20 protein-coding genes are annotated in these 25,144 nt (G+C 31.8%); 15 read left to right on the forward strand and 5 right to left on the reverse strand.

The features are described from left to right. The first annotated feature begins 1 nt into the window (after window position 1). The 4 genes from ACFSSB_RS01325 to ACFSSB_RS01340 all read left to right on the forward strand — a co-directional run bounded on the left by ACFSSB_RS01325 (window position 2) and on the right by ACFSSB_RS01340 (window position 5,467). Entirely contained in the window at window positions 2-1,900 is a 1,899-nt protein-coding gene (locus tag ACFSSB_RS01325) for an acetate--CoA ligase (protein ID WP_379900132.1), read from the forward strand. A gap of 110 nt (window positions 1,901-2,010) precedes the next feature. After that, entirely contained in the window at window positions 2,011-3,918 is a 1,908-nt protein-coding gene (gene acs / locus ACFSSB_RS01330) for an acetate--CoA ligase (RefSeq protein WP_379900135.1), read from the forward strand. Window positions 3,919-4,106: 188 nt separating this feature from the next. After that, on the forward strand, window positions 4,107-4,676 hold the full coding sequence (locus ACFSSB_RS01335) for a Crp/Fnr family transcriptional regulator (protein ID WP_379900137.1): 570 nt from the start codon (window positions 4,107-4,109) through the stop codon (window positions 4,674-4,676). A gap of 56 nt (window positions 4,677-4,732) precedes the next feature. Continuing rightward, on the forward strand, window positions 4,733-5,467 hold the full coding sequence (locus ACFSSB_RS01340) for an acyl-CoA desaturase (protein WP_379900139.1): 735 nt from the start codon (window positions 4,733-4,735) through the stop codon (window positions 5,465-5,467). A 93-nt stretch (window positions 5,468-5,560) separates the two neighbouring features. On the opposite strand, the gene ACFSSB_RS01345 is transcribed toward ACFSSB_RS01340, so the two are convergent. Together ACFSSB_RS01345 and ACFSSB_RS01350 are read right to left on the reverse strand one after the other, a co-directional pair. Beyond that, entirely contained in the window at window positions 5,561-6,196 is a 636-nt protein-coding gene (locus ACFSSB_RS01345; protein ID WP_379900141.1) for a 3'-5' exonuclease, read from the reverse strand. 1 nt (window position 6,197) lies between these two features. Continuing rightward, window positions 6,198-8,105 carry a DUF294 nucleotidyltransferase-like domain-containing protein gene (locus tag ACFSSB_RS01350; protein ID WP_379900143.1) on the reverse strand — a complete coding sequence of 636 codons (1,908 nt, stop codon included), beginning with the start codon at window positions 8,103-8,105 and terminating at the stop codon, window positions 6,198-6,200. A 118-nt stretch (window positions 8,106-8,223) separates the two neighbouring features. On the opposite strand from ACFSSB_RS01350, the gene ACFSSB_RS01355 reads away from it, so the two are divergent. Beyond that, window positions 8,224-9,282, forward strand: a complete 1,059-nt coding sequence (locus ACFSSB_RS01355) for a proline iminopeptidase-family hydrolase (RefSeq protein WP_379900145.1) — start codon at window positions 8,224-8,226, stop codon at window positions 9,280-9,282. A gap of 69 nt (window positions 9,283-9,351) precedes the next feature. Here ACFSSB_RS01355 and ACFSSB_RS01360 read toward each other — a convergent pair whose 3' ends face one another. Beyond that, window positions 9,352-10,566, reverse strand: coding sequence for a multidrug effflux MFS transporter (locus ACFSSB_RS01360; protein ID WP_379900147.1), 1,215 nt, complete (start codon window positions 10,564-10,566; stop codon window positions 9,352-9,354). A gap of 62 nt (window positions 10,567-10,628) precedes the next feature. Between ACFSSB_RS01360 and ACFSSB_RS01365 the strand changes: the two genes are divergently transcribed. The 10 genes from ACFSSB_RS01365 to ACFSSB_RS01410 all read left to right on the forward strand — a co-directional run bounded on the left by ACFSSB_RS01365 (window position 10,629) and on the right by ACFSSB_RS01410 (window position 22,506). Next, window positions 10,629-11,075, forward strand: coding sequence for a DinB family protein (locus ACFSSB_RS01365; protein ID WP_379900149.1), 447 nt, complete (start codon window positions 10,629-10,631; stop codon window positions 11,073-11,075). Window positions 11,076-11,162: 87 nt separating this feature from the next. Further along, on the forward strand, window positions 11,163-12,686 hold the full coding sequence (locus ACFSSB_RS01370; protein ID WP_379900151.1) for a helix-turn-helix transcriptional regulator: 1,524 nt from the start codon (window positions 11,163-11,165) through the stop codon (window positions 12,684-12,686). Window positions 12,687-12,828: 142 nt separating this feature from the next. Continuing rightward, the gene (locus tag ACFSSB_RS01375; protein ID WP_379900153.1) at window positions 12,829-15,393 is read left to right on the forward strand and encodes a T9SS type A sorting domain-containing protein; all 2,565 of its coding nucleotides are present in this window, start codon (window positions 12,829-12,831) and stop codon (window positions 15,391-15,393) included. Window positions 15,394-15,558: 165 nt separating this feature from the next. Then, a complete protein-coding gene (locus tag ACFSSB_RS01380; protein ID WP_379900156.1) occupies window positions 15,559-16,659 on the forward strand; it encodes a sensor histidine kinase in 1,101 nt (366 codons plus the stop codon). A gap of 3 nt (window positions 16,660-16,662) precedes the next feature. Beyond that, complete coding sequence (locus tag ACFSSB_RS01385; RefSeq protein ID WP_379900158.1) at window positions 16,663-17,991, forward strand: sigma-54-dependent transcriptional regulator; 1,329 nt, start codon at window positions 16,663-16,665, stop codon at window positions 17,989-17,991. Between the two features lie 198 nt (window positions 17,992-18,189). Then, on the forward strand, window positions 18,190-18,366 hold the full coding sequence (locus tag ACFSSB_RS01390; protein ID WP_379900160.1) for a hypothetical protein: 177 nt from the start codon (window positions 18,190-18,192) through the stop codon (window positions 18,364-18,366). A 20-nt stretch (window positions 18,367-18,386) separates the two neighbouring features. Continuing rightward, window positions 18,387-19,682 carry a Glu/Leu/Phe/Val family dehydrogenase gene (locus ACFSSB_RS01395; RefSeq protein ID WP_379900162.1) on the forward strand — a complete coding sequence of 432 codons (1,296 nt, stop codon included), beginning with the start codon at window positions 18,387-18,389 and terminating at the stop codon, window positions 19,680-19,682. A gap of 19 nt (window positions 19,683-19,701) precedes the next feature. Then, on the forward strand, window positions 19,702-20,100 hold the full coding sequence (locus ACFSSB_RS01400; protein WP_379900164.1) for a GreA/GreB family elongation factor: 399 nt from the start codon (window positions 19,702-19,704) through the stop codon (window positions 20,098-20,100). A 77-nt stretch (window positions 20,101-20,177) separates the two neighbouring features. Next, the gene (locus ACFSSB_RS01405) at window positions 20,178-20,555 is read left to right on the forward strand and encodes a hypothetical protein (RefSeq protein WP_379900166.1); all 378 of its coding nucleotides are present in this window, start codon (window positions 20,178-20,180) and stop codon (window positions 20,553-20,555) included. A 181-nt stretch (window positions 20,556-20,736) separates the two neighbouring features. After that, window positions 20,737-22,506 carry an ABC transporter ATP-binding protein gene (locus ACFSSB_RS01410; RefSeq protein ID WP_379900168.1) on the forward strand — a complete coding sequence of 590 codons (1,770 nt, stop codon included), beginning with the start codon at window positions 20,737-20,739 and terminating at the stop codon, window positions 22,504-22,506. A gap of 21 nt (window positions 22,507-22,527) precedes the next feature. Here the strand turns inward: ACFSSB_RS01410 and ACFSSB_RS01415 are convergent, their stop codons facing one another. Together ACFSSB_RS01415 and ACFSSB_RS01420 are read right to left on the reverse strand one after the other, a co-directional pair. Next, window positions 22,528-23,514: a phosphotransferase gene (locus ACFSSB_RS01415; RefSeq protein WP_379900170.1), complete on the reverse strand. Its 987-nt coding sequence runs from the start codon at window positions 23,512-23,514 to the stop codon at window positions 22,528-22,530. Between the two features lie 25 nt (window positions 23,515-23,539). Then, window positions 23,540-25,081, reverse strand: coding sequence for an acyl-CoA carboxylase subunit beta (locus ACFSSB_RS01420; protein WP_379900172.1), 1,542 nt, complete (start codon window positions 25,079-25,081; stop codon window positions 23,540-23,542). Between the last annotated feature and the right edge of the window lie 63 nt (window positions 25,082-25,144).

Consider the following 25,144-nt stretch of genomic DNA (forward strand, 5'->3'; position numbering starts at 1 on the left):
CATGAAATATCAAAATTTTTATCAAGAAAGTATTGAACACCCAGAAAAATTCTGGAGTGAACAAGCAAAGCAATTAGATTGGTTTAAAGCACCCAAAAGCATTTTATCTAAAGATGCTTATAATTATGATCAGTGGTTTGAAGATGGAGAACTTAACTTAAGTTATTTGTGCATAGACAAACATATTAAAGATGGTTTTGGTGCACAAAACGCCATTATCTATGACTCACCAGTTACTAACAGAAAACAACATATAACTTTTAATCAATTACACCACGAGGTTTCTAAACTAGCAGGAGGTTTACAAAGCTTAGGTTTAAAAAAAGGAGATACTTGTATTATTTATATGCCAATGATTCCGCAAGCATTATATGCTATGTTGGCCTGTGCCAGAATTGGTGTAATACATTCGGTGGTGTTTGGTGGTTTTGCACCTCATGAATTGGCTATTCGTATAGACGATTGTAAACCAAAAGTAATTATTACAGCATCTAACGGAGTAGAAATAAAACGTATTATTCCTTACAAACCTTTTGTAGATGAAGCTATTGAAAAAGCAAAAAACAAACCAGAACGCGTTATTGTTTTTGATAGACAATTAGGTGTAGAAATTCCTAAAAAAGAGTATGATGTAAATTATACCGAATTGGTTGATAAATCTCCTTCTGTAGAACCTGTTCCTGTAGCATCTACACATCCTTCTTATGTGTTGTATACTTCAGGAACAACAGGAACACCAAAAGGAATTATTAGAGATACTGGAGGTTATGCTACTGCTTTAAAATTCTCAATGAAATATATTTATGGCGTAAATGAAGGGGAAACGTTTTGGGCAGCAAGTGATGTTGGTTGGGTTGTAGGACATAGTTTTATAACCTATGGACCTTTATTAAATAGAAATACTTCTATTTTGTTTGAAGGAAAACCTATTCGTACTCCAGATGCATCTACATTTTGGCGCGTAATTAGTGAACATCATGTAAAAGCAATGTTTACTGCTCCAACAGCAATTAGAGCTATAAAAAAAGAAGATCCAGAAGGCGAATTTCTTAAAAAATACGATTTATCCTGTTTAAAATATCTGTTTTTAGCAGGTGAACGTTGTGATGTTGCCACATTAACTTGGACAGAAGAACAATTAAACATTCCTGTAATAGACCATTGGTGGCAAACCGAAAGTGGTTGGCCTATGATAGCCAATATGGTTGGTGTAACTTTACAAGAAATAAGACCAGGATCTGCAGGTACTCCTGTTTGTGGTTATGATATTCAAATTCTAGATGAAGATGGAGAGCAAGTAAGTTCTAGTGTAGAGGGTTATGTGGCTATTAAATTACCATTACCACCAGGAACATTAAGGAATCTTTGGGGAAATCCAGAACGTTTTAAATCTGGATATTTAGATCGTTTTCCTGGATATTATTTTTCTGGAGATGGAGGCTATAAAGATGAAGACAATTATGTGTTTATTACTGGTCGTGTAGATGATATTATAAACGTTGCAGGACATCGTTTATCTACTGCTGAAATGGAAGAAATTGTAGCGTCACATAAAGAGGTAGCAGAATGTGCCGTTTTTGGTGTGCATTGCGAAATTAAAGGACAAAAACCATTAGGTTTAGTGGTCTTAAAATCTAATGAAGCGCTAGACAAACAAGAAACTATTCAAAAAGAAATCATTCAAGATGTACGTAATGAAATAGGTGCTGTAGCATCCTTTAGAGAGGTGTTGGTAGTTAACCGATTGCCAAAAACGCGAAGCGGAAAAACACTTCGTAAATTATTACGAAATATTGCAGATGAACAGCAATATAATATACCATCTACTATTGATGATGTAACCATAATAGACGAAATTAAATCCGTTTATCAAATCCATAAAATAGGAATTCATAACTAAGTATTGCTTACTATGTTATTAGAATCTGGATATCGAATAAAAACAAAATATAATGCATATTAGGTCTAACACAGTAAAGGCCTATTTAATAAAAACTAAACAATTAAATTATGAGTAATTATCACATAAAACACCTAGAAGAATACTACCAAGTTTATAGAAAATCGGTTAGAAATCCAGAAAATTTTTGGGAAGAAATAGCGGAAGAGCATTTTCTATGGCGAAAAAAATGGGATAAAGTTTTAGAATGGGATTTTTCTAAACCAGAAGTAAAGTGGTTTCAAGGAGCCCAATTAAATATTACCGAAAATTGTATAGATAGACACTTAGCTACTCGTGGTGATAAAACAGCAATCTTGTTTGAGCCTAATGATCCAAATGAAGGAGCAGAGCATATTACGTACAGGCAATTGTACCATCGAGTTAACAAATTTGCTAATGTATTAAAAGAGCAAGGTGTAAAAAAAGGAGACCGAGTATGTATTTACGTACCTATGATTCCAGAATTAGCTATTTCGGTTTTGGCTTGTGCTAGAATAGGCGCAATACACTCTGTAGTTTTTGCTGGTTTTTCAGCAACTGCATTAGCAACAAGAATTAATGATAGTGATTGTAAAGTTGTAATTACAGCAGATGGTTCTTTTCGTGGTTCAAAAACCATCGATTTAAAAGGAATTGTAGATGAAGCCTTAGAGGATTGTGAAGGTGTAAATACAGTATTGGTAGCAAAGCGAATTGATTCAGATATACAAATGAAAGAAGGTCGTGATCTATGGTTACAACCTTTATTAGATGCAGCATCAGACCAATGTAAGGCAGAATTAATGCAAGCCGAAGATCCGTTATTTATATTATATACCTCTGGTTCTACAGGTAAACCAAAAGGAATGGTGCATACCACAGCAGGTTATATGGTGTATACAGCATACTCCTTTAAAAATGCTTTTCAATATAGAGAAAATGATGTGTATTGGTGTACTGCAGATATAGGTTGGATTACTGGTCACTCTTATATTGTATATGGACCTTTATGTAATGGAGCAACCACAGTACTTTTTGAAGGTGTGCCTAGTTATCCAGATTTTGGTCGTTTTTGGGATATTGTTGAAAAGCATAAAGTCAATCAGTTTTATACAGCACCAACAGCTATTCGTGCCTTGGCAAAACAAGGAGGTGATTTAGTAGAAAAATACAATTTATCTTCCTTAAAAGTTTTAGGTAGTGTAGGAGAACCAATTAATGAAGAAGCTTGGCATTGGTATAATGATAATGTAGGAAAAGGAAAAAGTCCGATTATAGATTCCTGGTGGCAAACCGAAACAGGAGGTATTATGATAACGCCAATTCCGTATGTAACACCAACAAAACCAACCTATGCAACCTTACCGTTTATTGGTATTCAACCTTGTTTAATGGATGAGAATGGCAATGAGTTAAAAGGAAATCAAGTAGAAGGACGATTATGTGTTAAGTTTCCTTGGCCTAGTATTGCTAGAACCATTTGGGGAAATCACCAACGTTATAAAGACACTTATTTCTCAAGCTTTGAAAATAAATATTTTACAGGAGATGGAGCTTTACGTGATGAAGTTGGTTATTACAGAATAACAGGTAGAGTAGATGATGTAATTATTGTTTCTGGTCATAACTTAGGAACAGCACCAATTGAAGATGCTATTAATGAGCACCAAGCAATTTCAGAAAGTGCTATTGTAGGTTTCCCTCATGACGTAAAAGGAAGCGCATTGTATGGTTATATTACTTTAAAAGATACTGGAGAATATAGAAAGCAGGATAACCTTAGAAAAGAGATTAATCAATTAATTTCAGATAAAATAGGACCTATTGCAAAACTAGATAAAATTCAGTTTACAGAAGGTTTACCAAAAACCCGAAGCGGAAAAATTATGCGTCGTATTTTACGTAAAATAGCAGAAAAAGACACTAGTAATTTAGGAGATATTAGTACTTTATTAAATCCGGAATGTGTGCAGGATATTATAGATAATGCACTATAAAACATCTCCTTTATTACTGTTTTTGTAAAAAGAAACAGAAATTCAAACTCCTCCTTATACCAAGGAGGAGTTTTTTTTTGATAAGTAATTGTTCTATAGAAAAACATGCCAAATGACCTTGTATTTATTATAAAATTATAACAACTATACAATTAAATTGTTTTCTTTGCTTTATAGAAAAAATAGGCATGGATTTTAGAGAATATATTGAAAAAACGGTACCTGTTTCTGATGCAGATTGGCAATTGTTTTCTTCTAAATTAGAAAACAGGATTATTAAAAAAAAGAGTACATTGTTAGAAGTAGGAGAAACAGAAAACCATATATCTTTTATAGAAAAAGGTATCGCTCGTTTTTTTATTCCTAAAGAAGATAAAGAAAAAGAAATTACCTTTGGTTTTTGTTTTAAAAACGAATTTATAAGTGCCTACGATTCTTTTTTAACTAGAAAACCATCTCTATATCAAATAGAAGCCTTAAGTACTATGTCTGTTTGGAGTATTTCCTACCAAGATTTACAAGAAGTATATGAAAAAACAGCCATGGGAAATTTAATAGGTAGATTATCTTCTGAACGTTTATTTCTTATAAAATCTAAACGCGAACAATCTCTTTTAAACGAAACAGCAGAAGAGCGTTACCTAAATCTTTTTACAGAAAGACCCAATCTTATTAAAGAGGTTCCTTTAAAATATATTGCATCTTATATTGGTGTTACAGCACAAGCTTTAAGCAGAATTAGAAAACGTATTTCTTAACTTAGGTTCATTGTTATTGGTTGCGTTTATTAAGACCTTTGCGTTTTAATGAAACTATGAGTATATTAATTTTTGTTATCATTTTATGGTACACAGGTTTGTTTTTTCAAACCTTCTTTTTACATCGTTATGCAGCACATCAAACCTTTACCATGTCTAAAATGGCAGAGCGTGTATGCTTTTTTTTAACTTGGGTATTTCAAGGATCTAATTATTTAAGTGCCTATGGTTATGGTGTTATGCACAGAATGCATCATGCCTATGCAGATACAGAAAAAGATCCACATTCCCCTAAATACGATGCTAATGTGTTTTCTATGATGTGGCGAACCAAAAATATATATCAAGACATAAACCAAAAACGCATTGCAGTTGCAGACAAGTTTACTAAAAACGTTCCGCAATGGGAGTCTTTTGATAAATTTGCAAGTTCTAGAGCTTCTAGATTGGTTTGGGCAGCATTATACACCTTGTTTTTTATAGCCTTTGCAACTGCTTGGTGGCAATGGTTATTATTACCTGTTGCTTTTTTTATGGCGCCAATACATGGTGTAATTATTAACTGGTTTGCTCATATTTATGGATATAGAAACTTTGAAGTTTCAGATACTTCAAAAAACCTTTTACCATTTGATTTTTTAATGATGGGAGAAGGTTACCACAACAACCATCACTCGCATAGCGGACGCGCAAATTTTGGTGTAAAATGGCATGAAATAGATTTTACTTATTGCATTATGATTGTGTTAGATAAATTGCGTTTTATTAAATTAAATAAATCGACTTCTTAATACAACTAATAAATAAAAGAAGTAACTGCTTATATAAAAACAAAAAACCACGTTTAATGACGTGGTTTTTTGTTTTAAAAAAGTATTGTAGCATTAAAAATCACTTAAGCGCAACGGTCTATTTTTTTTTGCTTTAAGTAACGCTGCAAATTTTAAAAACAAAATAGCAGTTAAATAAGCATCACCAGATGCAGTATGTCTGTCGTGCATAGTAATATGAAACTTTTTGCAAAGTGCATCTAAACTGTAATGCTTGTGGTCTTTTACGTATTTGGTTTTTTTATATAGCTGTCCTGTATCTACTAATTTATTTTTTAGTTTCGGTAAGTCCATTCGTTTTAAAGCTTGGTTTATCATAGCTACATCAAAGGCAATATGATGTGCAACTAAAACAGCACCTTCAATATGTTTTAAAAATCGTTTTATGGCTTCGGTTTCTTCCATCTTTTTAATAGATCCAGTTTTTAAAATACCGTGAATCTCTACTGTTTTTGCATTGTAATTTTCTTGTTGTATATAACATTCTAAGCTATCTGCTACATGAATATTAAAATTTTGAATAGTTACTGTGCCAATAGATAAAATAAAATCTTCTTTAGGGTTTAATCCTGTAGTTTCCGTATCAAACACCACAAAACGTGTGGTTTCTAGGTGCTTGTTCTTTTGCTTAAAGCTTTCCGCGTAAGCGTTATAAAAATCTGGATATGTCTTGAGTGTAAACCAACCCATTTTATAGTAATTGTGAAAGTTTAAATCGTGTTTTTAATAGCTCTTGTATTTCTTTTACTGGTTTAAAACAGCCTTTTAGTTTTAACCTGTCTGCTTTGCTTAGGCTTTGTAGGTCTATAAAGCGTCCTGAATCTTGATTTTTTAAACCTTGTTGGGTTCTAAAGCGCAGTAAAATTCTAAATGCGCTAATGCAAGAATAGTATAAATCTTTATTTTGCGGTTCTATTTCTGTTAGCTTAATATAACGTGCTATGGTGCTATTAATATCTTTTATATTATGCGAAAGTACGAGTAAACGTGCAGCATCAACTAATGGCATAATAGCACGTGCTTTAATATCAAATTGGTCTTTGTGTTCACCAGAATCTTCAACCAAAAAGTTTCTAAAAAAACTTAAAGGAGCAGGATTTTTTATGGCATTTTGACCCATAAAATTTAAAAAAATCTCATAGCTATCAATAGCCTCGAAAATACTGGTAGACATTTCTGTAACCAATTCTTGTTTTCCGTAGACCAAATCATAATCAAAAAAGATATTACAAAGCATGATTTTATCGGCATCAGGATGTGTGATCCAGTTTTTAAATTGCGCTTTCCATTCGGTAAGAGGTAAACACCATTTAGTATTGCTAGCCATCATGTTTGCTGGACAAAATGCAAAGCCAACCGTATTTAGTTGGTTGTTAATTGCTTTTGCAAGTGTAATAAAATATGAAGAAACAGATTCTTTTTGATCTTCTGTAACATCTTCAAAAACTAATGCATTATCCTGATCTGTGAGTAATAATTGTTCTTTTCTGCCTTGACTACCAATAGCTAGCCAAGCAAATGCAACAGGAGGTTTGGTAGGCATTTTGGTAATGCTTAAAGTAATGATGCGTTTGGTTATGGCTTCGTTTATAGCCGAAATAACGTTGGCTATAAATGAAATTGGTATATGTTGTTCTATATAGTTATTTAGTAAAACCTGCGCTTTTTCTCTTATATACTTTAAAGTTTCTGCTGAGGTTGCGCGTTTAATTTCTTTAATTAATACCGAAGGATTATTACCATGAATAACAATAATATCGTGTTCAGATAATATACCAATCAGTTCAGAATTTGGGCTACCATCTGTAGTAATGCATAAATGCGATATTTCATGTTTAAGCATGGCTATTTGTGCTTCGGCAACTGTAATTGTTGGCGCATATGTAATTACAGGAGCAGACATAATGGTTTCTACTTTTTCTGTAATAGCGTGTAAACCTGTTGCTATTTTATTACGTAAATCTTTGTCTGTAATAATGCCAATAGGTTGTTTGTTTTCTGTAATAATAATAGAGCCAATTTTGTTTTCGCTCATTATTTTAGAGGCTTCTTGTATGGTGGTATATGCTTTGCAAACAATTGGATTTTTAGAGAAGTTGGCAGATTGCACTTCGGTAAAACTATTCGTATTTGGTAGTAATGCATCTTCATTAGCAAAGAGGGTTCCTTTGTCTTCTTCAGAATACGGATTACGAGTATTGGTAGCAAAACTGGCAATTAAAAACCGATTTGCCTTTGTGTTTGTAATAAGAATTTCTTCTAGAACTTTAGAAGACATGCTGTATACAATACTTTCTTCAATAGCTTTGGCGTTAAGTAAATACTGGTCTTTTCGTATTAAGGCACGTAGACCAAAAATATCTCCTTCATCACATTCGTCTACCAAACTATTTCCTCTATATATACCAATAGCACCATCTTTTACAACGTAAAAAGAATCGTGTAAATCTTCATTTTGCTTAAAAATAAAATCTTCTTTTTCAACATAAAGTACTTTTACTTGTGATGCAATACTAAACAGTTGATTGTAGGTTAAAGCATCAAAAGGAGGATAGCCCTTTAAGAAATCTAAAATACGTTCTGCAATGGTATTCTTCATGGTTCTAAGTTATAGAAAATCAGGCAGTAATATTCTCATAATAATCATGTATTTGCTAAATTAGTATAGTTAAACAAAGAAATAATTTAATTAACTTAGGGATTTAAAGTTACCTATTATGAAAACGTATCATGTATTGCTTAGTTTACTATTTATATTTTGTTTGCATTGTAAAGAAGCACAAGAACAAAGTCTAGAGACAGAACAAGGAAGTATTTCGGCAGAAAAATATTTAGAACCTCAAAAAGAGGATCAATTTTTAGGAGGAATTAAAATGATTCCTATTAAAACACCAAAAGGTGAATTTAAAGTTTGGACCAAGCGTGTTGGTAATAACCCAACCATTAAAGTATTGTTATTACATGGAGGACCAGGAATGACACATGAAATTTACGAGTGTTTTGATGGATACTTTCCGCAGGAAAATATAGAATACTATTATTATGATCAATTGGGTTCTTATTACAGCGACCAGCCAAAAGATTTATCACTTTGGGATTTAGATCGTTTTGTAGAAGAGGTGGAGCAAGTACGTATTGCTCTTGGTTTAAATAAGGATAATTTTTATCTCTACGGACAATCTTGGGGAGGCATTTTAGGAATGGAGTATGCACTAAAATATCAAGAACATTTAAAAGGTTTAATTATCTCTAATATGGTGGCTTCTATTCCTGAATATCAAAAGTATTCAGACGAAGTGTTAGCGCCAAAAATGAAACCAGAAGTGTTAAAAGAGATTATGCAATTTGAAGAAAATGAAGATTATGAAAATGAGAGATATTTAGAGTTAATAGTAAACAATTATTATACAGAACACGTCATTAGAATGCCTGTTGCAGATTGGCCAGAACCACTTAATAGAGGATTTAAACATTTAAATCCAGACGTATATGTAACCATGCAAGGACCAAGTGAGTTTGGTATAAAAGGCGATGCTACACTTAAAAATTGGGATGTAACCACAGAGTTACATAAAATAACAGTACCAACACTAACTATTGGTGCAACACATGATACTATGGATCCTGAGCACATGAAATGGATAAGTACAGAAGTACAAAACGGAAGATTTTTACTTTGCCCAAACGGAAGCCATTTATCGCAATTTGATGACCAAAAAGTATTTTTTAAAGGATTGATTCGTTTTATAAAAGATGTAGACTCAGGAGCCTTTTAGTGCTTAATTGTTGGTATGGTTTAACTTATTTCACTTTAATTAAATGTATACCAACAAGTTCAAGAATTACTAAGCAGTAGCTAGATTTCTTTTGTGTAACACACGCATTCTTATAAAAATTAAAAACGATAGTGTACCAAATACTGTAAAGCCAATAAATAGAGGTAAAGCAGTATCTTTTACAAAACTACCAATAAAATTAGCTATAGGTACAGCTAGTATAGTAGATATAAATCCGGTTATGGCAGCACCAATTCCTGCGATGTGACCAATAGGCTCCATGGCAATAGCTCTTAGGTTTCCAAAAATAAAACCAATGGTAAAAAACTGAATAGCCATAAATAGAAGTATTATAGCTAAAGGAGGATTTGTGGTAGCATTCCAAAAAAGCAATACATAAATTAGGGCGTTTAAACTAAATACTACAATTGCTATGTATGATAAGCGCCACATACCTAAACGCATTACAAAACTACCATTTAAAAAAGTAGACAATCCTACTCCAGAAGCTAATCCAGCAAAAATGTAAGGAAACTCATTTATTAAACCATATTGGTTTTCAAAAATTACTTGTGATGCACTTAAATACACAATAAAAGCTCCAGAAATAAATCCGGAAATAATAGTAAAACCAATGGTTTCTTTATGTTTTATTAATTCTTTTAAGCCATCAATAAACACGTGCGAACTAAATTTTATTTTGTATTCTGGTTTTAGCGTTTCTGGTTGTCTTTTCCAAAACCAGATACTTACTAAAAGTGCCATAATTAGTTGTACATAAAAGATGCCTTTCCAGTTGTAATGGTTTAAAATAAATTTTCCCATCATAGGAGCAATAACAGGAACTAGAATAAAAAATGTAGTCACAAAAGACATGATTTTAGCCATATAATCTCCTTTGTACATATCTCTAATTACAGCAATGGCAATGGTTCTAGGTGCTGCTAAACCAACACCTTGAAGTATTCTTCCAAAAATCATCCATTCTAAACTTTGTGACAGTACACATATAATACTAGCAATGGTGAAAACGGTAAAACCAAGGTAAACTATTGGTTTTCTTCCAAAACTATCAGATAAAGGTCCAAATAATAATTGTCCAAATCCTAAGCCTAGAAAAATCATAGTAATTAGTAGTTGGTTACTATTAGTATCCAGGCTATTAATAGAAATTCCTATAGAAGACATTGCAGGTAAAATAGCATCTATGGCTAAGGCTACAATAGACATTAAGGATGCCATTAAGGCTATAAATTCTAACTTTACAGATTGGTTTTCTTGCATTCTGCAAAAGTAAGTCAATTATTAACTACTTTTAGCCTCGCAATCTTAATAAAATCTTAATTATGCTTACAAATACATTAGTAAAACTATATACAAGAGACTTAAATGCTCTCATAACTGAAATAGAAACATATACCAAAGAAAGTAATTTATGGAAGGTGAGTGGACAAATAGAAAATTCTGCTGGAAATTTATGCCTTCACCTAATAGGAAATTTAAATGCTTTTATTGGTGCAGCTTTAGGAAACACAGGATATATTAGAAAACGAGATTTAGAATTTTCGCTTAAAAATGTACCTAAAGCAGAATTGATAGAACAAATAAAAGAAACCATTGTAGTGGTAGACAAAAGTATTACATCACTAACAGATGCAGATTTACAAAAAGAATATAAACGTCGTGTTTTTGAAGATACCATGACTACGGAGTATTTTTTAGTACACCTTAGTATGCATCTATCTTATCATTTAGGACAAATAAATTATCACAGACGATTACTAGATAAATAAGATTCTATTTTTAATTAAATAAAGTTATATATGTTTAATTTCTGCCTAAAAGGTTTTCTTTTTGCTTTCATATGCTTTTTAAGTTTTTTGAGCTCATTTGCACAATTTAATAGAAATGAGTTTTTTAAATATATAGATTCTGCTTCAGTTATCATAGATGAAAATCCTAAGCTAGCAAAGATTTATTTAGATTCTATTACAGAGCCTATTGAGAAAAATATAGAAGGTCGTTTGGCTGAATATTATCAATTAAAAGGACTGGTTAATGATGGATTAGATGAGCAAGCATTGATAATTCATAATTTTACGCAAGCTTTAAAATACGCTAAAAAGGAAGAAAATTATGATGTTGCAGGAATGAGTAGTTTAGAGCTTTTTTATAATACTTATTTAGTGAAAAAAGATTCTGTTTTAGCATTCCGTTATTTAAATGAAGCTCAAAAATATTATTCACTATCAAACAATATTAATGGTTTAGCAGAAGTGAAGCAAATGCCTGCTTATGTTGCTTTAAATAATAAAAAATACCATAAGAGTAATGCTATTATACTCAAAGATTTAGAATATTATAAAAACATAACCGATGATGCATATTATTATATGTATGCATTATTTATGCTAACTACTAACTATATAGGATTAGAAGATTTAAACAATGCACATAAGTATTTTAATAAATTAAAGAATCTAAAAAATAATAAAACAATATCACAACCATTATTTAATAGACATATGGTTACTTTATATGGTGATGTAGCTGATTTTCATTTTAAAAATAAAGCAATAGATTCTTTACAGATATATCTACAAAAATTTGGTGCTTTGCGTAGTGCAATGAATGATCATGATACTAGAAACTATTTTAGATTGCAACTGGATTATTATGATTTGATTAATGATTTAAAATTAAAAAATACTTTTAAGGATTCTTTACGAAATTTTGAAGCTTTGATAATGCGTAAAACTTTAGACGAAAGTATTCAAATTAATAACGATTTAATTCAAACAGAAACAAAATTAGAACACGAGAGAAAGAAAAAGCATTTAAACAGGTATGTAATAGTGGCTTTAATCTCTTTATTAATCCTTTTTAGTTTTGTAGTAATATGGAAGTATAAACAAATAAAAACGGTAATTATTCAATATACTAAAAGCGATAAAGAGTTTTCGTTTTTAAAAACCAATCACGAAAAGTTAAAGGTAAAGGTTCGTGGTTTAGAAGATTATATTAGTGAAGTAAAAAGAGAAGTGAAAGCTATTTCTTCCTTAAACAATTCTTTAGAACAAAAAGAAAAGATTAAAGAACTATATAAAAAAATTCACCTTAATTCTTCCGCGTTTTTAGCTAAAGAAGAAAACTATTTAGAACTTATAAACGAATTAAATATTGACTTTTTTACGCAAATGAAAAATTTGCATCCTAAACTAAATGATTCTGAAATTACTATTTGTTATTATCTGTTTATAGGTTTTAAAAACAAAGAAATTGCCGCTTTTTTAAATTCTACAACTAGAGCAATAGAGAGTAAGCGTTACCGAATTTCTAAAAAAATAGATGCAGTAACTAATAATTTTTCGTTAGTAGAATATTTGAATACAACATTTAAATAGATTATTGCAAGACCTATTTAAACCTTTTTTTTCATTTAAAATATACTTTTTTTAGAACTGCGTAGTAAGTGCGTAGTGCAAAATTACTATAGTCTGTATAGGCTATAGATATTTGTATGGTTCAAATATTAATATGGAAAAAATGAAAAAAACAATTACTCTTTTATTAATGGTCTTTACTATTGTGTGCTATTCGCAATCTATAGACTATAAAGCAGCAACAACAAAAAAAGGCAGCAATTATTTTGAAATTGTAAATCAGGTTAGACAAGAACTTGGTGCTTACAATAAAAATGCTTCTAAAACAGAAATAAAAAGACATAAGCAGTTTGAGCGTTGGGCATACTACTGGAAAGATAGAGTAGATGTAAATGGTAACTTTCCTAATAATTTTACAGGTTGGTATAATGCAGGTATTATTGATGGAAAAGGAAAATTAAAAAATACTACAAATGCACACAGCAGAGTTGCTGGTAATGAAGAAAGTTGGACTAATATTGGGCCTCAAGAAGTACCAGACGCTAATGGGTATCCTAACAATCCGCAATTAGGTCGTTTAACTAATTTTTTAAGATATGAACACGCTACCGATGCAAACCAAAATGTACTATTTGTAAGTGCTCCAGTTGGAGGTGTTTGGAAATCTGTAGATAATGGAAACACATGGTCTCCAAAATTAGATTATCTAGCAGGTATTGGTGTTACAGATATTAAAAGTAGCTCGTCAGATATTAATAACCCTGGAACTATTTATATCTCTACTGGAGATTTTGATGCAAAGCATATAAACTCTATTGGTGTATATAAATCTACAGATTTTGGTGAAACGTATCAACCAACAAATCTTACGTTTAGTTTAGATGAGAAAGAAACTACCTCTAATTTAATTGTTATAGATGTAAACACGGTAATTGTAGGGACTAATAAATACATTAAAAAAACTACAGATGGTGGTGCAACATGGACTAATGTGTATACACATAATTATGATGATGCTGTTTTAGGTAAGTTTCATAGAAATGGTAGTAATATAATCTGTTCAGATAGTTGGGGAGGATTATTATTTTCTTCTAATAACGGAAGTACTTGGAGCGCATTAATTTCAGAAGGTGAAAATAGCGCACGCTACGGAACTACTACAGATGAAAATGGTGTATTTTATGTACAAGCAGAAAACGGTCAAGTTTCTTCATACAATCCAAATGCTACTATACCAACGTTAACTGCTGTTGGTAGCACAACAGTTGGCTATAATACACAAGGTTCTTATAATCAATGTATCGCTGTAAAAGATGGATTAATTATAAGTGGTGGTGTTGATGGTATTAATTCTGATGACCTTGGAAACAGTTGGTATGTTACTTTAAACAATGCATGGGAAGATAATACTTCAGCAGGTTCTTATGGACATGCAGATATTCATGAAATAGGTACTTTAGATAACGGATATTCTTTTTGGAATGTAAACGATGGTGGTTTAAACTTTGTAACATATTCAAATATTGCAGATGAAAAACCTACAGTGGAATACAAATCTAATGGTGTAATAGTTACACAATTATATTCTGTAGCAATAACACCGCAAACAAGTACAGATAACATGATTATGGGAAACCAAGATAATGATGGTTATAGTTTAGAAATGGTTAGTGGTACTCCAACTTGGGTTACAGCAGGAGCTGGTGATGGTACATGTACAGCAGTAGATTACTCCAATCCGCAAATTAGATATTTAGGTTCTCAAAATGGAGGTTTAACAAGAGCAGATAATGGGTTTTTAGGAGATGTTTGGGGAACAAGTTTAACTACGCCAACGACTGGTGCACCTTTTGTTTGGACGTTAAAAATGCATTCTACAACTTCAACAACTCTTTATGGTGGTTTTGCAGATGTATATAAATCAATAAATAAAGGAGATACTTGGACGAACCTTAATTCTGGAGCAGGACCAATTGAATACATTGAAACTTTTGGAAATAATTTATTTGTAATTGGTGAAAATGCTGTTAAAAAATCAAGTAACGATGGTAGCTCTTGGAGTTCCGTAACGCAACCAGAAGCTGGAGCAAAAATGAACTCTATTTCGTTAGATCAAAATAATACAAACACGGTGTATGCAACAGTTAACGGTTATGTAGATGGTTCTAAAGTTTTTAAATCTACAAATGGAGGGTCTACTTGGACAAACATTTCTGGAAGTTTACCTAACATTATTGCTAAACAAGTAGTATTAAAGCAAAATCAAGGACAAGAAATTTTATTTCTAGGTACAGAACTTGGCGTTTACTATAAAGTAGGAACTGCTAGTTGGACTAAATTAGGACAAGGTTTACCTAACGTTGTAGTTAGTGATATTGAAATTAATTACACACAAGATAAACTTGTTGTAGGTACTTTTGGTAGAGGTTTATGGGAAATAAGCATCGCTAATAACACGCTTGGTGTAAATGAGGTAGAGGCTAGCGAATTAGCTGCTCCTACAGTTTTTCCTAACCCAGTTGTAGATGGCGTTTTAAACATCAAATTAAATAATACTAGTAACAACTATGACTATAAAATGTATAATGTTATTGGTGGTTTGGTTAAAAAAGGAACATTAAATACAGGGCTTAATACTTTGGATGTAAGCAAGGTAGCAACAGGAATATATGTGATTAGAATGACAGATGGTAAAACAGTGTCTTCACAAAAGGTAATTATTAAGTAATTTTTAATAGTTAGTAAGGAAAAAAAGAGGGTTTCGTAAGAAGCCCTTTTTTTGTATTTATAATTATTAGATGCTCTTTCTTCTTTTGAGTGGTATATATAGAATATATTACTAATTTTTAGTTAGCTCGTTTAAATGTGTATTTTTGTTTTGTAAATTAGTATAATGGCACCATTAATTACAGCAGAAGATAAATTAAAAGAGCGAATTAAAGAGCTTACCTGTTTATATACCATAAGCTCTCTTATTGCAAATTGCGATCTTGATAATTTAAATCCTACCATACAAGCAATTGCTATAAGTTTACAAAAAGCCATTCGCTATCCTGAAGATGCTTCCGTTGAAATTTTTATTAATAATGAATTGTTTAAAACGGGAAAAGAACCTGTAGAAAAGGTGTTTATTCGGTCGGCTATAAAAACATTTAATACACCAATAGGTTCTATAAAAATAGGGTATTCACAATCTAAATACACTTCCAATAGTTTTTTAAATGAAGAAAAACAACTTCTAGAAAAAGTAGCTTTAGAGATTGGTAATTTATTAGAGCGCAAACAAATTATTGTTAACGAAGCTATAACCAGAAGACAAATAGAACGAGCAGATCGATTATCTATTTTAGGCGAAATTACAGCAGGTATTGCTCATGAATTGAATACACCTCTAGCGAATATTTTAGGCTATTCAGAATTACTAAAAGAACAGTTTCTAGATAACACCGAAGCTTTAAAGGATTTAGAAAAAATTACAAATAGTGCCATTTACTCTAGAGAAGTAGTTAAAAAACTCATGTTTTTTTCATGTGATATGCCACAACAAATGAAATTAACAAACATTGTACCTATAGTAAAAGATGCAATAAGCTTGCTAAAACCTAATTTTATAAAAAAGAATTTAGATTGTCAATTACATATAGTTGATGGTAATATACCACTTCGTGTAGATGCCATTCAATTAACTCAAGTTATTTTTAACTTAGTAATTAATGCTATTTATTTTTCACCAGAAAATGGCGTTATTCAAGTAAGTGTAAAGCAATCCGAAAAAAATATTGAAATACAAATAAGCGATCAAGGAAAAGGAATAGAAGCAGGTAATAGTGAAAATGTATTTCATCCATTTTATACCACAAAACCTGTTGGCGAAGGTTCTGGTTTAGGTTTAAGTGTTGTACATGGTATTGTTAAAAGTCATAAAGGAAGTATAAAACATACGCCTAATACTCCAAAAGGAACTATTTTTACAATACAGTTACCTAAAAATTAAAACATGGAATTAAATCGTGAAAACATATTAATTGTAGATGATGATGTTCATATTTTAGAACTGATTCAACGTCATTTAAAAACATTAAATTATCATACTTATAAGGCTATTTCTGTAAAAGAAGCCATTGCTATTCTACAAGATAAATCCATAGATTTATTAATTACAGATTTAAAAATGCCAGGTGTAGATGGATTAGAGTTGGTAAAATATGTTACAGAACATTTTCCAAGTATTCCTAAACTAGTAGTAACAGGATATCCTTCTGTAGATGGAGCTTTAGATGCTTTAAAATCTGGAGCTATGGAGTATGTAACCAAACCATTTACCAAAGAAGAATTAAAAAACGCAGTGGTAAAAGCCTTGCTTGAAAAACCTAAGAGAAGACAAGTAGATGCTTTTAAAACCAAAGACAAAACAGCTTATGGTGATCTTATTGGGCAGTCTAAAGCAATACAAAAAGTAACTGCTGTTATTGAGCGTGTAAAAAACAATAAGGCAACCGTTTTTATAACAGGTGAAAGTGGTACAGGAAAAGAATTAGTAGCACGTTCTATTCATTATATGGGCAAATATGCAGCAGCTCCTTTTGTAGCTGTAAATTGTGGTGCTATACCTGAAAATCTATTAGAAGCAGAGTTGTTTGGGTATACCAAAGGTGCTTTTACAGGTGCAGAAAAAGACAGAAAAGGTTTTTTTCAAGCAGCTAATAAAGGAACCCTTTTTTTAGATGAAATAGGCAATGCTTCCTTAGCAACACAATTACGATTACTGCGTGTTCTGCAAGAAAAAGAAGTAGTTCGTGTAGGTTCTCAAAAAGTAGAACCTGTAGATGTACGTGTAATTGCTGCAACTAATGTAGATTTAAAAAGTTTAATAGCAAAAGGTCGCTTTCGCGAAGATCTTTATTATCGTTTAACCGTTGTAGAAATTAATGTACCTCCTTTACATGAGCGTAAAGAAGATATTTCGCTTTTAGTAAATAAATTTTTATTTAAATATGGTGTAGAATTTAAAGATAGGTTAGTACCAATTACTCCAGAAGCACTAACCGCTTTAAAACGCTATAACTGGCCAGGAAATATTAGAGAATTAGAGAACGTTATACAGCGTGCTGTAATTATGTGTGATAAGCAAGTTACTATAGAAGACTTGCCAGAACACTTAAAATATACCATAGTTTTTCCTGAAGAAAACCAAGAACTCCTTCCTTTAAAAGAAATAGAAAAAAAGTATATACTTAAGGTACTAAAAGCTACTAATAACAATAAAACAAAAGCTGCTAAAATCTTACAAATAGACCGAAAAACTTTAGGCGAAAAAATAAAGTAATGGTTTATAAAAAAACGAGTAATTTTTACACAGTTGTGTAATTTTACCACACTTCTTCAGGATACCATATTCTTGATAATAGTCTGTAAACACCTATTGTTAAAGGGGTTTGTGGTTTCTTTTTAAAATGTTTTTTCTAATGGCATAACACTTGCTTTTAGGTTTGCAATATGTAAAACTAAAAATAAAAATAGTGTTATGGAAAACAGCCTATGCAGTACTTGCAAGTTTAACAACGACTGTAGTTTAACATCCAATAAAAACTTTATATGGTCTTGTAGTGAATTTGAAGTAACTACTGCAAACAATTTTAAACCACAAAAAGGAAAAAGTAACGCTGCTTTAAAGTACCAAGCTACTGAATACGCAGTTTAAATTATCTAAAAAATCTAACAATGACTTTAACAAAAGAATTAAAAAAGAAAAAGCAACCAAAGCAAGGTATGCTGGCAAATGTGATGAAGCAATTTGACACTGCAGCAAGTTTGGTTAACTTAAATCCTAACATAAAAAAAATACTAGAAGTAACCAATAATGAATTAATTATTCATTTTCCAGTACGTATGGATAATGGGGAAGTAGAAATTTTTAAAGGCTATAGAGTACAACACAATAATGCACTTGGTCCTTACAAAGGAGGCTTGCGTTACCATCCTACAATTGATATAGATTCTGTAAAAGCATTAGCTATGTGGATGACCTGGAAAACTTCGCTTGCAGGTTTGCCTTATGGAGGAGCAAAAGGAGGTATCCAAATGGATCCTAAAAAATATTCGAATGCAGAATTAGAACGTATTACCAGACGTTTTACCTACGCTTTAGGTGAAAATATTGGACCAGAACATGATATTCCTGCTCCAGATGTAAATACAAATGCACAAACTATGGCGTGGATTGCAGATACATATATGTCTACAAAAGCACCTTCAGAGCGTTCTAAAAACCAACACGTAGTTACAGGTAAACCTGTAGGTTCAGGAGGATTAGAAGGTAGAGACAGAGCAACAGGTTTTGGTGTGTTTTTAACTATTAAATATTGGGCGAAAAACAAAAATGTAGATTTAAAGGGTAAAACTTTTATTGTACAAGGTTTTGGTAATGTTGGCTATTGGGCAGCACACTTTTTAGAATTAGAAGGCGCAAAAATGGTTGGTGTTCAAGATGCTTTTGCTTCTATAGGTAATAGTCAAGGTCTGTCTGTTGAAAATCTATTAGAATATATTAAAAACAACCAAGGAAGTGTTCAAGGATTTCCTGATGCTACAGCTGTGGCTAAAGAAGACTTCTTTGCCTTAGACTGTGATATTTTTATTCCTGCTGCTTTAGGAAACCAAATTACTAAAGACAATGCTAATGATATTAAAGCTTTTTTAATTGCTGAAGGTGCAAACGGACCAACAACAGTAGAGGCTGAAAAGATTTTATTAGAAAAAGGAGTTACTGTAATTCCTGATATTTTATGTAATTCAGGAGGAGTTATTGGTAGTTATTTTGAATGGCTACAAAACCGAAACGGAGAACTTTGGGAGCTAGATGAAATTTTAATGAAACTAGATAAAAAAATAAAAGAAGTGTTTAATAGGGTTTTAAAAACTGCAGAAAATAAAGAATTTGACTTGCGTTCGGCAGCTTATTTTTTAGCTATTGAGCGTATTGAAAAAGCATATGTACAAAGAGGAATTTTTCCTTGATAATTTAAAATAATAGAACATGAAGTATGGTAGTATTGTATTAGAAAAAAAGGAGTTTGTGACCATAAAACAGTTGCTTAACCTATCTGAAAGTTATAAAGAAACCGTTAGAAAGCAATCTGTTTTAAGATTACATGAAGAATTAAAAAACGCAATTGTTTTAGATGAAGAAGAGTTGCCAGAAGATGTTATTCGTTTTAACTCTTATGTAGTTGTTGCAACCAAAGATGGTTGGCAAAATGAGTTTCAGTTAGTAACACCAACAGAAAGCAATTTTTCTAATAAAAAGGTGTCTGTTTTAACTCCTATGGGTTTAGCAATTATAGGATATGCAAAAGGAGATGTCATAGATTGGGAGTTTCCTGGTGGTGTAAAATCTTTAGAGATTAAAGAAGTAAAACAAACAGAAAAAGTATAGTAATACCGCTTTTTAGCATTTAAATAAATACCTGTATTTTATTTAAAGCATGCTAAAAGCTATAAAATTGAATAATAATGGAATTAAATACATTTTTTAACCATGATACCGATGAGCAAATTGTTCAGAAAAGAACTGCTGAAGAATTGCGCTTATGGATGTCTCATATTAACTATATCATTAATGAAAGCGATAGATTAGCAAAAATAGCCTCTAATGTTATTAAAAATAGAGCGTTTAGAGATCAGTTTTTAGAGCTAATTATTAAAAATAAATCGGTTTTAAATCAGTTAATTAGCTATAAAAGTACTATGGTACAGTATAAAGAATGTGATAATTTTGAATGTGATTTATACTACATAAACAAACATGAAAATTTTAGAGTTTTATATTTAAAAACGGTTATTGATTTTAGAAAACAGAAAGACAAATTTTATTCTGAAATACTTAAATAAAAATGCTACAAATTTTTATAGTAAAGCCAAAACAGATATCTGTTTTGGCTTTTTTTATTAAGTAACAGTTTTTTGTAAAGTAATGGAAAGTAAAAGGATGCGTAAATAGGTTGCTATATAAACTAGATACAAAATTTTGCAATGGCTAAGATGTGTATATTTGCAATTCATTTATATACCTATGCAACATTTAAAAACATCAGATTCTAAAGATACAACCAAACCTAAAGTAACCTTAAAACAAGCGTTTAAAACCATTATTTGGCCAAGACGTAAATTGGTGTTTATTGGTTTGGTACTCATTGTTATAAAAAGTATTTCTGGTTTAATATTGCCTTGGCAAAGTAAGGTGTTGTTAGATGAGGTGGTGCCAAGTGGTGATGCTAATAAACTATGGACACTCATTGCTATTGTAATTTTGGCTATTACAGCACAAGCAGTCACTTCTTTTTTACTTACTAAAATATTGAGTATACAAGCACAATATTTAATTTCTGAGTTACGTGCTCAAGTGCAAAAGAAAGTATTATCTCTTCCTATTCGTTTTTTTGATAATACCAAATCAGGTGCTTTAGTTTCAAGAATAATGACAGATGTAGAAGGAGTTAGAAATCTTATAGGAACAGGGTTAGTACAATTAGTAGGAGGTACCTTTACAGCAATTGTATCTTTAATTATTTTAATTAAACTAAACCCTTGGATGACACTTTTTGTGTTTGTTCCCTTGTCTATTTTCGGAATAATAGCTTTAAAAGCTTTCAAGTACATTCGTCCTATTTTTAGAACTAGAGGAAAAATTAATGCCGAAGTTACAGGTAGATTAACAGAAACGCTTGCTGGAGTTCGTGTTATAAAAGCCTTTAATGCTGAAGAACAAGAGAATATAATTTTTGAAAAAGGAGTAGATAGACTCTATCAAAATGTAAAAAAGAGTTTAACAGCAACCGCTTTAATGACTAGTTCTTCAACCTTTTTAATAGGAGTTGCTACTACAGGAATTATGGGAATTGGTGGTTATTATATGATGCAAAACCAAATGACTACAGGAGATTTCCTCTTTTTTACACTAGTTCTAGGTTTTATGATTGCACCAATAATTCAAATGAGTAATATTGGTAGTCAGTTAACCGAAGCTTTAGCAGGATTAGACCGAACGGAAGAACTAATGAATATGGCTGCCGAAGATGAAGACCAAAACCGAACCATAGAACTGCCAAGTATTCAAGGAGATATTGCGTTTAATGATGTTTGTTTTTCTTATGAAGCCGGAAAACAAGTTCTTCATAATATAAATTTTAAAGCACCTTCAGGTTCTGTAATTGCTTTGGTAGGAAGCTCAGGTTCTGGTAAATCTACAATTGCAGGATTGTCGGCTACTTTTTTAAATCCAGAATCTGGTGAAATTACCATTGATGGTCAAGACCTTTCTAATGTAAAATTAAATAGCTTCAGAAAACATTTAGGTGTTGTGTTGCAAGATGAGTTTTTATTTGAAGGTACCATACGTGAAAATATTATGTTTCCTAGACCAAATGCTTCCGAAGCACAAGTACAAGCAGCCATTAAAGCGGCATATGTAAATGAATTTACCGATCGTTTTGATGATGGCTTAGAAACTTTAATAGGAGAAAGAGGAGTGAAGCTCTCTGGAGGACAAAGACAGCGTATTGCTATTGCTAGAGCTATTTTAGCAGATCCTAAAATTATTATTCTAGACGAAGCTACTTCTAATTTAGATACAGAAAGCGAAGCTTTAATTCAGAAATCGTTAGCACAATTAACCAAAAACAGAACGACCATAGTTATAGCACATAGATTAAGTACCATTAGAAAAGCCGACCAAATTCTTGTGATTGAAAACGGAAAAATTGCAGAACGTGGTAATCATGATACGCTTATTGAAGCCAAAGGAAGATACTTTGATTTGTATACTTATCAAGCTAAAATTTAAATGAAAATAATCGTTTAATTTTTAGATTTTTATACCATTAAACTCCATCCATTGTTTAACAGTGTGTATCCAGAATTTTAAAAACTCATCGCTTAAAAACGGATTAGAAAAATCATTAAACCTTTTAATATGTATGCCGTTATAATGCAACCAAATGGCCAAACCTCCATATGGAATTAGTCTTAGTTCTTCATTAGAAATAGGGTTTACAGAAGTATAACCATGATAAAAACTGGTTTGTTTTTCTTTAAAAACTTCCTTGTTAGGTTCGTTTCTAAAAAGTATCATTAAACAATAGGAGATATCAAGAAATAACCAACCGTTTCCACAGTTATCAAAATCAAACAGTGTAATATTAGCTGCATTTTTAATCTTCATATTTTCATACCAAAAATCTAAATGCACAACTCCTGTTCTTAAATCTTCTGTTTTTGCCGTATTAAAAACAGAGGTAGTTATAGCTTCAGCTCTTTGGTAATACGCCATTTCTTCCGTTGTATTGTCAAAGAATTTAGTAGCAGAAATATAGGCTTCACTTACAAGTGTTTTTGCGTTATAATGAATCCTGTTAACCATTTTGTTTACGGTTAATTGATGAAACTTCGCCATGGTTTCACCAATTGTAAAGCAGGTTTCTTTAGTGGGATTTCGTATGGTTTTCCCTTCAGCATAAGAAAAAAGAACAGCATATCTTTTACCTTCAATAGCACTTATTTCTTGAATGTAATTAGCGTTTTTGTCTTGAATAGGAAAAGACACAGAAATGCCATTAGCTTGTAATTGGTTTAAGAGCTTTAGTTCTTCAGCAATTTCGTTTTTGGTTCTCCAATCTAAAAAATACACTCTTAAAACATATTTTTTATCTGAAGTAGAAATTAAATAGCTGTGATTTACACCTGTTTTTAAAACGCTACAAGTAGTAGTAGCATCTAGTTGATATTGCTGCTTTACAAATGCAGAAAGATATTTAGGCGAAAGGATGCTACTAATGGCAGGAGCGTAGTCCATATTTAAATACAGGAATATTATTTATCTATAAAGGAATATTACCATGCTTACGCTTTGGTTTTACTACTTCTTTATTTTCAAGCATTGCAAAGGCTTTTATAAGCTTTCTTCTGGTGTCTTTAGGTAAAATTACTTCGTCTATAAAACCACGTTCTGCTGCGCTATACGGATTTGCAAAAAGGTCTGCATATTCTGCTTCCTTTTCTTTCCATTTTTCTTCTTTATTTTCGGCTGCTTGTATTTCTTTTTTAAAGATAATTTCTGCAGCACCTTTTGCTCCCATAACTGCAATTTCTGCACTTGGCCAAGCAAAATTCATGTCAGAGCCAATGTGTTTGGAGTTCATTACATCATAGGCACCACCATAAGCTTTACGAGTAATTACAGTAATTCTAGGTACTGTAGCTTCGCTAAAAGCGTATAAAAGTTTTGCTCCATGAACAATAATACCATTCCATTCTTGGTCTGTTCCTGGTAAAAATCCTGGTACATCTTCTAAAGTAAGTAAAGGAATATTAAAGGCGTCACAAAAACGAACAAAACGCGCTGCTTTTTTAGAACTGTTTACATCTAAAACACCAGCTAAATACATAGGTTGATTGGCAACAATACCAATACTTCTTCCTCCTAAACGAGCAAAACCTACTACAATATTTTCGGCATGATCTTTATGTATTTCATAAAAAGAATCGGTATCAATAATACCTGCAATTACAGCATGCATATCATAAGGTGTACTTGCGTTTTCAGGAATTATACTAGATAAAGTATCACGTACTTCGTCTTGCAATTCATAAGGTAAAAGAGTAGGAGTTTCAGTGTTATTTTGTGGTAAGTAACTTAGTAGTTTTTTTATGTCTTCTAAACATTCTATATCATTAGAAGCTGTTTTATGAGCAACTCCAGATTTGGTAGAGTGTGTACTTGCTCCTCCAAGTTCTTCGCTAGTTACCTCTTCATTAGTTACTGTTTTTACAACGTTAGGACCTGTTACAAACATATAACTGGTATCTTCTACCATAATGGTAAAATCGGTCATTGCAGGTGAGTAAACAGCTCCTCCAGCACAAGGACCCATAATTGCTGAAATTTGCGGAATAACACCTGAAGACTGTACGTTTTTGTAAAAAATATCTGCATAACCACCAAGGGAACGAACACCTTCTTGAATTCTAGCTCCTCCAGAATCATTTAAACCTATAATTGGCGCACCAACTTTAAGAGCTAAATCCATAACCTTACAAATTTTCTCTGCATGTGTTTCTGATAGAGAACCACCAAAAACAGTAAAATCTTGAGCAAAAACGTAAATTAATTTACCATTTACGGTTCCGTAACCAGTAACAACACCATCACCATAAAATTGTTGCTTTTCCATGCCAAAGTCTTTGGTTCTATGTGTTACTAGTGCACCAATTTCTTCAAAAGAACCTTCGTCTAGTAAATACATAACGCGTTCTCTTGCTGTTAGTTTTTTCTTTTCGTGTTGTTTATCTATTCGTGCTTGTCCACCACCTAAATAGGCTTTTGCTAGTTTTTGGTTGAGGTTTTTTATTTTAGATTCCATTATTTTGTCTTTTGTTAATCTGTTTGTTGTTTTGTTTTTTGGGTATACTAAAGTTTAGTGTAT

The organism is Lacinutrix gracilariae (genome assembly GCF_042684485.1).
Lineage (GTDB): Bacteria > Bacteroidota > Bacteroidia > Flavobacteriales > Flavobacteriaceae > Oceanihabitans > Oceanihabitans gracilariae.